This window comes from Flaviflexus huanghaiensis (assembly GCF_014118685.1).
Lineage (GTDB): Bacteria > Actinomycetota > Actinomycetes > Actinomycetales > Actinomycetaceae > Flaviflexus > Flaviflexus huanghaiensis.
In genome coordinates this window covers 238,798-252,778 of sequence record NZ_JACFAK010000002.1, presented here as the reverse complement: position 1 = coordinate 252,778, position 13,981 = coordinate 238,798, and the positions used below count along the sequence as shown (strand labels likewise).

Here is a 13,981-nt window from a genome sequence, read left to right as displayed (position 1 = left end):
TGAGCCTGGCCATGCGCCTCCATGCACGTCCGATTGTTTAGGCGCGTCAATCGGCGTGCGCCGCAACCTACACGCGTTGTTTATGTTGAATTATCAACGTTCCGATAGTTTTCGGGCGCCTCACCCAGCTGCACAGAACGCGGCGCTCGAAAGAAAATGAGTACAAACACGTGGCGAGACGCATTCTGTATTCTCCACATTGTGGGACAGGTACAAGCGGAGCAATGCGTTGAGCATGGGAGATTTAGTCGATCCACGCTCTCAGCGTCGGAGAGTGACTGCTCGTGAGCTGGCCAGAGGAAAGTTCGTCGCACATCAGAACCGATGAATGCCCGCGTCGCGGATACGCGGTCGCACAAACCCTCGGAACCGCGACCGCGGATCGCGGCTCCCCACTCTCCCAGGTCTACTCCGGATTCGCTGGAAGGCGGGTGACAACGTCGGGGTTCTCGGCGAGGTACTCCCCGAGGACATCGTTCTTCATCGCATCGAAAAGGGCGGTGCCGTTGACCTCGTCGAAGATCACGATTGACTGGCCATTGTCTGAGCGACCGACTCCGTTGTGAGGCATGGTCAGGAAGTTGACGTCGCCGGGTCGGACATTGCGGGCAGAGAACAACAGGTTTCGCATCTCTCCGATGGAAAAGCCTTCGTCCACCGTGACGGACTGGGCCACGGTTTCCACGAAGTCGGTCAGCTTCCCCATATCTCCGAGGATGTCCTGCTCGAAGACTTCCCGCATGATCGACCGCATCCAATTCTGTTGGCGCTGCACGCGAGAGAAGTCTCCGCCGCTCAGCTCGTAGCGCTGGCGGACATAGACGAGGGCCTCATCGCCGGTGAGCCGCTGCTCGCCCGCTGAGAGTGTCTCCGAGCCGACCTGGAGGGGCTTGCTCAGATTGATGGTCACTCCTCCGAGTGCGTCGGTCATTGTCGAGAACGAATCGAAGTCAGTGACAACGAAGTGGTCGATCCGCACATCGGTCAGGTCCTCAACGGCCTGGATTATGAGAGGCGGGCCGCCGAAGGAGAAGGCGGCGTTGATCTTGTTCTTTCCCCAGCCCGGGATGGTCACCCACGTATCTCGCGGGATCGAGGTCACGGTGATGCCCTCGCGGTCTCCATCGACATGAACGAGCATGATGGCGTCCGTGCGCTGTGCGCCGATCTGCCACTGGGAAGGATCGCCAGCCGAGATCCTCGAGTCGGAGCCGAGCACGAGGATGTTGACCGGCTGCTGATCCTGCTCGTCGACCTGCGAGGGTACTTCGGGACGTGAGGGAATTGCGGCAAAGGGATCATCGATCCTATCGATCATTCCGTCCAACCGGCTCTGCATCCACCAACCGAATCCGGCGACTCCCGCAACGAAGACGAGAGCGGCAATGACGAGGAAGATGAGAGTCTTCCGAGCAGTCGACATCCTCTTGCGTGGAGCGGACTCGTCCGGGGTTCCGACCTGTGTTTCCACCATGAATCCTTCTCAGCGATCATCACCAGTGACTGGCTCTTGTTGTCCAGATTAACCCGAGGGGCTCCTTTGTGGTGAGACCAGTTCATTCGACATCCCTGGACCACGTGTGTGCGGATGGTGGGACTTCGGGTGCCGAGCAGGCTGTTGCGCGCACGAGAGTCGGCGTGAGATTGCTTAAGAATGTTCCCCTGCCTGGCCGTGAGGTAGAGAATTTGAGTGTGTTTGCGAAACTTGGTTCTGCGATCTCCCGCCGGCCCCTTACCACCATCGGTACCTGGGTCGTCCTCATAGTCCTCGCAGTGGCATCTGCCCTGACCGGCTTCGGGGGCAGGACTCTTTTCGAGTCCATGGAGACCGGCAACCCCGTCATCCCCGGCAGCGAATCAGCCGTCGTCTTCGACGAGAGCCAGGCAGGGGGCGAAAGGATCCTCTACCTCCTCGACGGCATCCCGGAGGATCAGATGGCGGCGGGAACGGATGCGACCGACACGATCCTCGACCTGTCGGCTGAGCTCGAGGCCACCGATGGCGTCGGATCTGTCATCTCCTACCCCGCCGTGGTCGGCGAGATCCGCGCCGAGGTCGAGAAGAGTCGCCAGGCCGCCCTCGCCGAGGTGGTCGCGGGCTTTGAACAGCCGCAGGCTGAGATCGACGCACTGGCCCAGGCAGACCCAGCGACAGCAGCTGCCGCCCAGGCTCAGCTCGATGCCGAGAAGGAGGCGGCGATCGAGCAGGTCAACACCCAGATCGATGCGGAGCTCGAGCGCCTCATCGCCGGGTCGGGCGGCGAGCTCGAGCCGGGCGCCATCAGTCCGAGCAGCTTTATGTCCACCGAGGGTGATGGTCACATTGTCATCATCACCCTCGATGATGATCTGTCCGATGCGGAGAACAAGGCTGTCGATGCCGAGGTTATCGCCCTACTCGATGCGACGACTGCCGATCTGCAGACTATCGACCCGAACATTGACGCCTACATCCAGTCCGTCCAGCTCATCACGGACGACATCATGGCCCAGGTCCAGGATGACCTCATCATCGGCGAGGCGATCGGCCTGCCGATCGCTCTCTTCCTCATGGTTATCGTCTTCGGCGGCCTGCTGGCCGCAGGCCTGCCGCTGGTCGGGGCGATCTCGACGATCGCTGTCGGCATGGGCGTGCTCTGGGTCCTCTCCTACGTGACGACAGTCGACTCCTTCATCCTCAACATCATCTCCCTCATCGGGCTTGGCCTCTCGATCGACTACGGCCTCCTGGTTGTCTCCCGGTACCGGGAGGAGATCCAACGGCTTCTGCCGACTATCGGGTATAGGAGCGACGGTGCCGACATTCCGAAGGACCTGAGCCGCGAGCAGCGGAGGACCCTCAAGGACGCGATGGACCAGGCACTGACCACAACCGTGGCGACAGCGGGCCGGACCGTGTTCTTCTCCGCCGTCATCATCGCCATCTCGATCGGGTCGCTTCTGGTCATGGAGGCGCAGATCCTCAACATGATCGCCATCGGCGGCATCTTCACCGTGCTCCTCGCCGTCCTTGCCGCACTCACTCTCGTACCGGCACTGGTCCGGGCCTTCGGGGTCAAGCTCCTCAGGCCCTCGGTGCTCTCGCGGATCCCGGTCCTGCGGAATGTGACCCGCGGATTCGGCGATGCCGCAACCGAGCAGGGCTTCTTCTCGCGGCTCGCCCGGTTTGTCCACGACCGTCCCTGGCCGATCCTCATCCTTGTCGGCGCGATCCTCATCGTCATGGCACTGCCGCTCGGCAACCTCCACATGAGGTCCTCCATCGATGAATACGTCCCGAAGAGCTCCCCCTCAGGTGCGGCGATCGCCGTTCTCAACGAGGAATACCCAGCCTTCCGCACCCCAGAGATTCAGATCCTCGCCGATGAGGTGCCCACGACAGTGGCGGACTCCGCGTACGTCGCGGAGCTGAAGACCATGTTCCCCGAGGCGGCGATCAGCGTCTCCGATGGTGCTGTCGATGGGACATCAATGATCGGCGTCGACCTGCCGGTCGAGGACGCGCTCTCTGTCGAGGTCGAGGGCTACGTCGATGACATCCGGGCCGTCGACGCTGAGTTCGAGACCTGGGTGGGCGGCAGCGCCGCCATGCAGATCGACTTCAGCAGGTCCCTGGCCGATGGTGCCCCCGCCGCTGGCGCGATCATCATCATCACGATTTTCGTGCTCCTGTTCCTCATGACAGGCTCCCTCATGGTCCCGCTCAAGGCCATCCTCCTCAACGGCCTCTCACTGCTGGCCTCCCTCGGCCTAGCAGTGTGGATCTTCGAGAACGGCTTCTTCGGTCTCCCCCAGGCCGACGGGCTGGAATCCTATGTCATCGCCATCGGCCTCGCCTTCGGCTTCGGCCTTGCCATGGACTACGAGGTCTTCCTCCTCGCCCGCATCAAGGAGTACTGGGACGCCGGCTACTCGAATGATGAGTCGGTCGAACGGGGCCTACAGCGCTCGGGCCGGATCATCACCTCGGCAGCCGCCATCATCATCGCCGTCTTCATCGGATTCGTGTTCGGTGAGCTCGTCATCGTCACCCAGGCCGGTGTCACCCTCGCGATCATCGTCGCGATCGATGCGACGCTCGTCCGCATGCTCCTCGTGCCCGCCACGATGACACTGCTCGGCCGCTGGAACTGGTGGGCACCCAAGCCGCTGGTCCGACTGCACGAAAAGTTCGGCATTTCGCACTGAACTTGGACAGCCTTCAGTTTAGGTGGAGGTAAGAGAACCGGCGGGTTCGGCGAATCAAGCTAGGATCTCAACCTGACAAATTGGCGAGCTTGCTGGACAGCCTGGCCAGATCGGACGGGCTGGTGACAACGTCGGCCTTAAGGGCTCCTATCATCGCCCTCATTAAGAGATCTTTTGTTCGCATGACCTTGCATCGGGAGCTGAACTGTCCAAGAGCCCGCTTGGGGTCTATGTACGCGAGTCGGTCAGATTTCCATTCCTCCTCAAACTCACTCTCAAGCGCATGAAGGTTGGCATCTGTCAAAAATTCCAATCTCTTCGACGCTACTCGAGCTGCATTCTCAAAATAGTCGCGGATCGGAGCTTTGTGGTCATCATTTGATTCGATGTGGTGAACGGTTTTTTCTTGCAGCCACAGTCTTTTCGCATCGTCGTACTGTTCTTCAAAGCACAACTCCAACGTCTCATCCACCTCGGCAGCCGAAATATCGAGGTCAATGTGGCTAAAGGTCTGGTGTATCCATTTCCCATCTAAGAAAAGACTCTCTAACGCGTACCCTGTCCACATGAATCGCGCAGGCGAACTATTCCATTCGGTAACGTAGCGCAACGACTTACGATCGCGATCCCGTATAAAAACTATGGGAACATTCGCCGTATTCTCGAACTTGTTCGCAATCGACGCTACACTCGCGCTGCTTCCAGCCACTACGAAGAATGCGGAAGCGAACTGCTCAGGTAGCAGAAGGCGCAACCACTTCTCATCGGTAGGGCCCTCGACAACGGCGATAAAATTTCCAGGAACCCATAGGCCTGGGGATACACCAATGTCCTCAAACATCTGGAGGCGCGATTCTTCGGTGTCAGCAAAAGTGACATTTGCCAACCCTGTCGCTTCACTCCGAGCAAGTACCAGTACGTCTTTACCAGGAATCGTGCCGAGGATATTAGGACTATGCGTAACCATCCATAACTGGCCTGCCCCTACTTCGCTCCGAATGGCAGTCGCAATCTCAACCTGAAGGCTTGGATGCAGGTGCTGTTCAGGCTCATCGATGAGGAGTATTGATCCCGTCTCGAAGTGCGTCTTGACGAACTGGAGTATTTGAAGTGCGATCAGCTCTCCCGCGGAAAGTGTATTTACGCGATGCCGCCCTCCGCCCGGTACTTCGACTTCCAGAGCAATCCCGCCGTCTCTTTGAAGGGAAGGTTCGTGTAGCCGCTTTCCTGTCGCGCGCTCAAACGCATCCGCGATCTCCTTAAAGTCAGCTTCGTAACTGGATGGTTCTCCGCTGGCTCTGGAAGTCAACAAACCAGCGTAGTGAAGCGCGGCGAGACTGGAGAAGACGTCAAAGTTGTGGATTTGGCTCCAGTCAGCTATCTGTTGTGCGATGGTTTGTTGCCCCAAGCTCCGGGTCTTTTCCCTGGAGAGGCTCGACAAGCTCAAAGTCAGCTCTGGAGAACGTTCGACCATCCGGTCCGCAGGCAGGTAGGTGACCTCCATGAACGGTAGTTTAGTCCTAGCGATATGATTGGACATGAATTGACCAGGAATCGGGTTTCCCGAGTCGTCCTCGACCGTCCATTCTGTGTAGTCGACGGAAGAGACCTTCAATCGACAGCGCAACTCATTTCCCGAGAACAACGTCGGATGATTCATCTCGCGAACAACCTCTGTAAACGCTTCCCTTTCGAATTCGGATAGATGAAAGTGCACCTCGATCGACATCTGGCTTCCAGCGAACCGAATGTATTTATGAAGTTCAGTAGAAAATACCTCCGGGCGAGAGGCTAACGCTATTGCGAGTAAGAGCTGGCTCTTCCCGACCCCATTTCGACCACCGACGAAAATCTCGTGACGAGTGTGGAGATCTTTCAGATCTATGCTCCCAAGGCCGGCGAAGTTGTTCGTTAGTATTCTTTTGACTCTCATTCCACACTCCTTCCATGCCAGCGTAACGTTTGATGGAACGTCTTACGCCAGTTGCGTCACGCGCGCGGCGCAAGCGCCCGCTGATCATCCCTCCGTCATTTCGGAGAACCGCGCGTACCATGGGTGACACCACGTCCCGAAGATAAACAATGGCGGAACACGCCTGCGAGCGTTGTGCAGGAATGCGCGAGCTCAACAGTCGAGTGAACGCGACATACCGTCCCTGAAATAAACTAGCGCGCCGTTTTCACACTTGACGACATGCCGACGGTCTCCGCGCGCACCCGCGTTGTTAGAACAAATAACTGGGCGGACGCTACTATCCTCGTAATCCAGGGCAGCAAGTTGCACTTTAACAGGATCAGCCGGGGATGATCCAAAGCGGGATACGCCGGCGATTGCTCGCAACGAGGCGATAGGCAGCCCGCGCGACGGGCGTCAGCAGCCTGAAGTTGATGACATACCCTGCAGCCTTCCATGGCCACGGCATTGTCTTGAAGACCGCACCGACGGCACGATGCCCGCGCTCAACGGTCTTTCCCGCGAAGATCAGGTACTTCTCGTACTCCCAATGCTCAACGCCGCGATGGCTGAGATCAGCATGGTCGGTGAACTCGGCGTTCGATCGCCTGCTCGCCCAGCGGGCCATCTTCGTACAGATGCCGCAGTTGCCGTCGTAGACGCAGACCGGCCTTCTTTTTGTCCCTGGAGCCTCGTGCTCATTGGTCATGTCCATCTCCCCCTAGAGCACAGTCTGACACTCGACCAGTCGGGTGTATAGGCGAGAGCGGTCGATCGGAGGCAGCTCCGTGGCTGCGTCCCGGGAGCATCCAGAGAGAACCAGCCACGCTCCCTCGCCCACGACAGGGGCCCGTCGTGATCGCCCCTGCACAGCCCGGTATCCTCGACCAGCCTCAGTCGACCGCCGACGCGCGTCCTGCAATTGCCCGCGTGTCCCACCGGCCGACATGTTCCACCGGCCCTCGTCTTCCACCGGCCCGGACTATTCTCCAATGACATTCACTGTCCTGGTCGATGGAAACAGGGCGGGCGGGATAGTGCTTGCGCACCATCCCGCCCGCCCGTCACATTCACCTGGAGAGTCCTGCTGATCGACCTCCAAAAGTACTCAACTCCAGCTACTCGTCGTACTCCTGCAGCGGGTGCGTGGCCAGGGTGACGTAGGTGTGGCCCTCATTGATGCCGAGCTTGCGATAGAGCCTCCTGGCTCTGTCGTTCCAGCTCCACATACCGAAGGTAACGATCGCGGTCTCTTTGAGTTCGCGGTTGATGGCGCCTGCCATGACCGCGCCTCCGATCCCCCTGCCCTGCCGATCCGGATCCGTGCCGAGCCCGGCGAAGTGGGAGGCGAGAGTTCCATCGAACTGTCCGCGCCTCTCGACGCCCATAGCCCCGCCCAAGAGGTCTCCCTCGACGTAGCCGTACCATAGGAGCTCATCAAGATCTGCCAATGCGGTTGTCGACGGATTTGATGCGGAAATGACACGCTCGATCTCTGACCGCCAGGTCGGTACATCAAGCAGTTGAACATACTCATCGCCCTGCGGAGTTTCCAGCGGCTCATCGGACCAGAAGAAGTCCCACCTGTGACCCTCGTGCTTACCGAACCATTCACGGTGATGGTCGGACAGTCCGTCGAGTGTGCGTTCCTCGAACATGGCGTAGGCGGGCGGGGGTAGCGTGCCCCTGCCCTGCAGGGCCTTGAACGTGCCCCTCTCCATCTCCTCCCGCATGTCATCGAGCCTGCGGTTAATGGAGTCGGGATTGCCGATCGCACTCATTCGGAAGAAGTCCTCCTCGCCCTCGCGGGCGAGGAGATCTTCAAGGCTTCTAACCGGCTCCGAGGTGACGGCGAGGATCGCATAGTCATCACCCGTCTCGAAGAGCAGGGCGGTGCCCCGCTCGACGAGGTGATCCCAACGCTCGGCGCCGCTGTTCCAGAAGACCTCGGTGGCCCTGTCCATCCCCATGCTACGCATCCGCCTCCGGGGCTTCGCCGGCCTTGTCGGACTGCTCGTCCTCGCCGCGGGGCTTCGGCTTCGCGTCGACGCCGGCCTCCTTGCGCTGCTCGGGGGTGATCGGTGCCGGTGCCTCGGTCAGCGGGTCGTAGCCGCCGCCCGACTTCGGGAAGGCGATGACGTCGCGGATCGAGGGTGCGTCGACGAGGAGTGCGACGATGCGGTCCCATCCGAAGGCGATGCCGCCATGCGGCGGGGCGCCGTACTTGAAGGCGTCGAGGAGGAAGCCGAACTTCTCCTGCGCTTCCTCCTTAGAAAGGCCCATGACCTTGAAGACACGCTCCTGGACGTCGGAGCGGTGGATACGGATCGAGCCGCCGCCGATCTCGTTGCCGTTGCAGACGATGTCGTAGGCGTAGGCGAGAGCGCTGCCCGGGTCCGTGTCGAACGTGTCGAGGTGCTCGGGCTTGGGCGAGGTGAAGGCGTGGTGGACGGCCGTCCACGAGCCGCCGCCGACCGCGACGTCGCCCTCGGCCTGGGCCTCGGAGGTGGGCTTGAAGAGCGGTGCGTCGACAACCCAGACGAACGCCCATTCCTTCGGGTCGATGAGGCCGCAGCGCTCACCGATCTCGAGGCGGGCCGCGCCGAGCAGCGCACGGGACGCGGTCGTGTCACCGGCGGCGAAGAAGATGCAGTCGCCCGGCTTGGCGCCGGTCGCCGCGGCGAGGCCGTCGCGCTCGGCTTCTGAGATGTTCTTGGCGACGGGGCCGCCGAGCGTGCCATCCTCCGCGATCGTCACGTAGGCAAGACCCTTGGCGCCGCGGGCCTTCGCCCACTCCTGCCACTTGTCGAACGTGCGGCGCGGCTGGGAGCCGCCGCCGGGCATGACGACTGCGCCGACGTACTCGTTCTGGAACACCCGGAAGGGCGTGTCCTTGAAGTACTCGGTGAGGTCGACGAGCTCCTGGCCGAAGCGCAGGTCGGGCTTGTCGGTGCCGAAGCGGCGCATCGCCTCGGCGTAGGTCATGCGCGGGATCGGGGTCGACAGGTCGTAGTCGATGAGGCTCCAGACCTCTGAAAGGACCTTCTCCGCAATCTCGATGACGTCATCTTGTTCAACGAACGACATCTCAACGTCCAGCTGGGTGAACTCCGGCTGCCGATCGGCGCGGAAGTCCTCGTCGCGGTAGCAGCGAGCGATCTGGTAGTAACGCTCCATGCCAGCCACCATGAGGAGCTGCTTGAACAGCTGCGGGGACTGCGGCAGGGCGTACCAGGAACCCGGAGAGAGGCGGGCCGGGACGAGGAAGTCTCGGGCACCTTCCGGGGTGGAGCGGGTGAGTGTCGGGGTCTCGATCTCGACGAAGTCGGCTTCGTCGAGGACCGCGCGTGCCGCGCGGTTGACCTTGGCGCGAAGGCGGATCGCGTTCTGCTCGTACTTCCGTCGCAGATCGAGGTAGCGGTACTTGAGGCGGGTCTCCTCGCCGACCTTCCCGGAATCCTCGGCGTGCTCGGAGACCTGGAACGGGAGCGGGGCGGCCGAGTTGAGGATCTCGACGTCATCGGCGATGACCTCGATCTCGCCGGTGGGGATCGCGGCGTTGGCGTTGCCCTCGGGGCGCTCGGAGACCGTGCCGGTCACCTGGATGACGTATTCGGCCCGGAGCTCGTGGGCGACCTCTTCGCGGATGACGACCTGGGCGATGCCGGAGGCATCCCGAAGATCGATGAAGGCGATCCCGCCGTGGTCGCGGCGGCGGTCGACCCAACCGACCAGGGTGACAGTTTCTCCCACGTGGGAGGCGCGTAGGCTTCCCGTGTAGTGCGTACGGAGCACGATTCCTCAATTCTTCTATGGTTCTGACCCGCGAGACGGGCGGGCCCGGGCGGCGGCGAGACGAGCCGACGCCAAGGTACAGTGTAGGACACGCATCACCCCAGTCCATGTCGTCGGCCGCCGAGAACCGGTGAGACAATGCCCATCATGGCGAAAAATTCAAAGCCCCAGCCCACAGCATCGGAAACCGCTCAGCGGTGGCTTCTGTGGACGGCAACAGCGATCATCACCGCCATCGCCTTCGAAGCACTCGCTGTCACAACAGCAATGCCGACCGTGACCCGCTCGCTGGAAGGCGAACACCTTTACGCCCTCGCCAACGGCATCGCTCTTGCCGCCCAGCTCATGACAACGGCTCTCGCGGGTCAGTGGGTCGATGCGAAGGGCGTGAAAACCGCCCTCTTTACCGGCTTGTCCGCGTTCGCCGTTGGTCTCATCATCTGTACCGCAGCGCCGACGATCGAGATCTTCACGATCGGCCGCCTCGTTCAGGGCTTGGGCGGCGGCCTCTGCGTTGTTCCGCTCTATGTGCTCGTTGGCAGGCTCGTGCCGGCCGCTCGGCAGCCGAAGTTCTTCGCCTTCTTCGCCGCAGCGTGGGTGCTGCCCTCCCTCGTGGGACCGGCAATCTCGGGTTTCCTCGTGCAGCAGATCCACTGGCGCTGGGTGTTCGCCATCGTTCCGATCATTCTCATTTTCATGCTTCCCGCAATCGGGAGGGTTCTTGCGATCCTGCCCCCAATGGAGTTCACGGGTAACCTCTCGGGCCTCCCCCGGATCTCCGTCCTCGCCTTCGGCACCGGTGGTGCCGCCATCATCCTCCAGGTCCTCTCCGGCACAACGGCAGATGACTTCACCGTGTTGACATACGTCGTCATCGGTGTCGCGATGGTGGCCTCCCTCGCCTTCGTGCGGCCGCTCCTTCCACCTGGCACGATCAGCCTTCACCGCGGGCTCCCCTCGACGGTCGCCTTCCGCGGGATTATCAACGGCACGTTCATTGGCGTCGAAATCTACCTGCCCCTTATGCTTCAGCGGATCCACGGCTGGGACCCGTTCCAGGCCGGGCTCACGCTGACGTTCGGGAGCATCACGTGGGCTCTCGGCTCTTTCGTCCAAGCCAGGGTTGTCGACCCGAACAAGCGAAAGCACATCGCGACCTGGGGTTCGTTCATCATGCTTGTTGGGTGCCTCATGACGATCCCTGTCGCCTGGTCGAGCGTCTCCCCCATCCTCCTCATCGTCGCCTGGTCCATTGCTGGCCTCGGCATCGGCATGGCCTTCCCGGCCATGGCGACCCACGCGCTGTCTCTCACGCCCGTCGAGAAGCAGGGCGGCACGTCTGCAGCCCTTCAGCTGTCAGACACGCTCGGCGCTTCTCTTGCCATTGCCGTCGCCGGCATTGTCTTCGCTCTCGTCGCGGGCCAGGGCACCCCGTCGTTCCTCATTCTTCTTGTCGTCATGAGCGGCCTTGCCGCCTTCTCCTTCGCCGTGTCGTTCCGTGTTGAGCCGAAGGTCACCGCCGCGGATCTGCCGAATTCAGTCGACACTCGCTAGAGTGGTCGAGGCGCAACGTGCGCCGGTGGCGGACGACGCCACGCGCCCGAGGGGCGCCGTGATAGCTGAGGCTGCGAGTATGTGAATTCGGGCAGCTCGGCAGATGAGGAAGACAATGGCGGAATCGCCTGAACTGAACACCCCCGAAATTGACATAATTGAAGAGCCCACTGCGTCGGCCTTTGCTGAGCTCGGCTTGCCCGATGACCTGCTTGACGCGGTCGAGAAGCTCGGCTTCACCACTCCCACCGCCATCCAGGAAGAGACCATCCCGGTCCTCCTCGGCGGCCGCGACGTCGTCGGCGTTGCCCAGACAGGCACCGGCAAGACCGCCGCCTTCGGCCTGCCCCTGCTCGCCCAGATTGACCCGGATAAGCGCCGGGTCCAGTCCATCGTCCTCGCACCGACTCGCGAGTTGGCCATGCAGGTTGCGGATGCTATCAAGGACTTCGCGGCGCTGTCCCGCGACATCGATGTTGTCGCCGTCTACGGCGGCTCGTCCTATGTTCCGCAGATCCGCGCCCTTGAGCGCGGCGCACAGGTCGTTGTCGGCACGCCGGGCCGTGTCATGGACCTCATTGAGAAGGGCGCTCTCGACCTTTCCCGCGTTTCCTACTTTGTCCTCGATGAGGCCGACGAGATGCTGCGCATGGGCTTCGCTGAAGATGTTGAGACCATCGCCGCTTCGCTGCCAAGCGAGAACCGCCTGACGGCGCTTTTCTCGGCGACGATGCCACCACAGATCCGCCGGGTTGCTGAGCATCACATGACGAACCCGAAGCACATCTCCGTGTCCAACCCGCGCTCGGTCGTCGCCACGGTCAAGCAGACGTTCGCGGTCGTGCCCTCCCGCCACAAGATTGGCGGACTCGCCCGCGTCCTCGCAACAACAGAGGCCGATGCGGCGCTCGTCTTCGTCCGCACCCGCGCCTCGGCCGAGGAACTCGCACTTGAGCTCAATGCTCGCGGCGTCCAGGCCGCCGCCCTGTCTGGTGATGTTGCCCAGCGTGATCGCGAGAAGCTCGTCAACCGCCTCCGTGAAGGCTTCCTCGACGTCCTCGTCGCCACCGATGTCGCCGCCCGCGGCCTCGACGTCGAACGGATCGGGCTCGTCATCAACTTCGACATCCCGAAGGAGATCGACACCTACGTTCACAGGATCGGTCGCACGGGCCGCGCTGGCCGCGAGGGCGTTGCCCTATCGTTTGTCACTCCCCGTGAACGCGCTCGCCTGCGCAAAATCGAGCAGGCGACCAAAGCGAACATGGAAGAGGTCGAGCTCCCCACGCCGGCCGAAGTGTCGAAGCTTCGTGCCGACAGGCTTATCAAGGAGGCCGTCCAGCGTCACGCCGCAGGCAGGCTCTCCGTTTACCGGGAAACTCTCGCAGCTTTCAAAGCTGCCCAGGAAGCTGACGAGACCGACATGTCTGTCGACGACCTCGTCTACGCCCTGCTCGCTCTCGGTGTTCGTGATCCCGGCCCGCAGGCCGATGATGAGCCGGACCGCATCACTGTCCGCGACGAGCGCGGCGACCGTCACGACCGAGACCGCGGCGAACGCCGTGAGCGCGGCTCCATGGCAGGCTCGCGACGCTACCGCGTCGAGGTTGGCCACCGTGATGGTGTCAAGCCTGGCGCGATTGTCGGTGCGATCACGGGCGAGGGCGGCCTACGTGGCTCGGACCTCGGCAAGATCGACATCTACCCATCCTTCTCCCTCGTTGAGATTCTCGGCGAGCTCTCCTCCGATGCGACGAACCGCATCTATGACGCCGAAGTATCCGGCCGTGCCCTCAAGATTCGCCCCGATGAGGGGCCACGCGGGGGTGGCGGCGATCGAGGCGGTTACCGTGGCGACCGTGGCGGCTACCGCAGTGATCGTGGCGGATACCGTGGCGATCGTGGGGATCGCATGAGCGGTGGAGACAGATTCAAGCGTGGGGGTGACCGTTTCGACAAGCGTCGTAGCGCAGCTCCCAAGCGTCGCCGAGACTACTGAGACAGCGGAGCGACACGTCACTCTTGAGTGACACACGTGAGGCCCCTCTTCGGAGGGGCCCCACGTCTTTGGCGTAAGCGCTCGCTGCTTCAGTTGTGAGCGCTGGCTACGGCCTAGACCTTCTCGACCTCGACGAGGTTGGTGTGCTGCGCCGTTCCCTTGGGGTATGGGGTCGGGCGCAAGGTGGTCACGGGCGTCATGCCGGCCTCCTCGATCGCGGCAGCCGAATCCTCGCAGAGCCGCTGGAGCCATTCGTCCGATTCAGGCGACCGAGTACGTGCCGTCGTAGTCGAGGAAGCACCGGCGGTCTTCAGCAGCCTGCGGAAGCCGCCGCCATCATTCCCAAAGTTGCCGCCCTTGACTCTCGACCCCTGTGTGAAGCCTCGCGCCCGGAACTCTAAAGGACGATTGTCAGGTAAAGCGCGAGTATCCAGTCACGAGACGCTTCGTCGACAAGACCGACCCATGAGCCGCACGCAGGCGGAGTGAGA

General features: G+C 61.9%; 8 protein-coding genes. 3 read left to right on the top strand and 5 right to left on the bottom strand.

Annotated features, from left to right (window positions below; genetic code table 11):
* Positions 1-406: 406 nt before the first annotated feature.
* On the bottom strand, positions 407-1,474 hold the full coding sequence (locus H7E91_RS02795; protein ID WP_182353570.1) for an LCP family protein: 1,068 nt from the start codon (positions 1,472-1,474) through the stop codon (positions 407-409).
* Positions 1,475-1,692: 218 nt separating this feature from the next.
* Here H7E91_RS02795 and H7E91_RS02790 point away from each other — a divergent pair, with 218 nt between their 5' ends.
* Positions 1,693-4,188 carry an MMPL family transporter gene (locus H7E91_RS02790; protein ID WP_182353569.1) on the top strand — a complete coding sequence of 832 codons (2,496 nt, stop codon included), beginning with the start codon at positions 1,693-1,695 and terminating at the stop codon, positions 4,186-4,188.
* Between the two features lie 67 nt (positions 4,189-4,255).
* Here the strand turns inward: H7E91_RS02790 and H7E91_RS02785 are convergent, their stop codons facing one another.
* The 4 genes from H7E91_RS02785 to aspS form a co-directional block, all read right to left on the bottom strand.
* The gene (locus H7E91_RS02785; protein ID WP_182353568.1) at positions 4,256-6,121 is read right to left on the bottom strand and encodes an AAA family ATPase; all 1,866 of its coding nucleotides are present in this window, start codon (positions 6,119-6,121) and stop codon (positions 4,256-4,258) included.
* Between the two features lie 361 nt (positions 6,122-6,482).
* Positions 6,483-6,851 (bottom strand): thiol-disulfide oxidoreductase DCC family protein, encoded by a 369-nt coding sequence (locus H7E91_RS02780; protein ID WP_182353567.1) that lies wholly within the window; start codon positions 6,849-6,851, stop codon positions 6,483-6,485.
* 409 nt (positions 6,852-7,260) lie between these two features.
* Entirely contained in the window at positions 7,261-8,112 is an 852-nt protein-coding gene (locus H7E91_RS02775) for a GNAT family N-acetyltransferase (protein WP_182353566.1), read from the bottom strand.
* 1 nt (position 8,113) lies between these two features.
* A complete protein-coding gene (gene aspS, locus H7E91_RS02770) occupies positions 8,114-9,937 on the bottom strand; it encodes an aspartate--tRNA ligase (protein WP_182353565.1) in 1,824 nt (607 codons plus the stop codon).
* Positions 9,938-10,084: 147 nt separating this feature from the next.
* Here aspS and H7E91_RS02765 point away from each other — a divergent pair, with 147 nt between their 5' ends.
* Positions 10,085-11,491, top strand: a complete 1,407-nt coding sequence (locus H7E91_RS02765) for an MFS transporter (protein ID WP_182353564.1) — start codon at positions 10,085-10,087, stop codon at positions 11,489-11,491.
* A gap of 115 nt (positions 11,492-11,606) precedes the next feature.
* Positions 11,607-13,490: a DEAD/DEAH box helicase gene (locus H7E91_RS02760; protein ID WP_241698316.1), complete on the top strand. Its 1,884-nt coding sequence runs from the start codon at positions 11,607-11,609 to the stop codon at positions 13,488-13,490.
* Positions 13,491-13,981: the final 491 nt, after the last annotated feature.

Coding starts and splice junctions, on each gene's coding strand:
- H7E91_RS02795 (WP_182353570.1), bottom strand. CDS start 1,474: ATGGTGGAAACACAGGTCGGAACCCCGGACGAGTCCGCTCCACGCAAG.
- H7E91_RS02785 (WP_182353568.1), bottom strand. CDS start 6,121: ATGAGAGTCAAAAGAATACTAACGAACAACTTCGCCGGCCTTGGGAGC.
- H7E91_RS02780 (WP_182353567.1), bottom strand. CDS start 6,851: ATGACCAATGAGCACGAGGCTCCAGGGACAAAAAGAAGGCCGGTCTGC.
- H7E91_RS02775 (WP_182353566.1), bottom strand. CDS start 8,112: ATGGGGATGGACAGGGCCACCGAGGTCTTCTGGAACAGCGGCGCCGAG.
- H7E91_RS02765 (WP_182353564.1), top strand. CDS start 10,085: ATGGCGAAAAATTCAAAGCCCCAGCCCACAGCATCGGAAACCGCTCAG.
- H7E91_RS02760 (WP_241698316.1), top strand. CDS start 11,607: ATGGCGGAATCGCCTGAACTGAACACCCCCGAAATTGACATAATTGAA.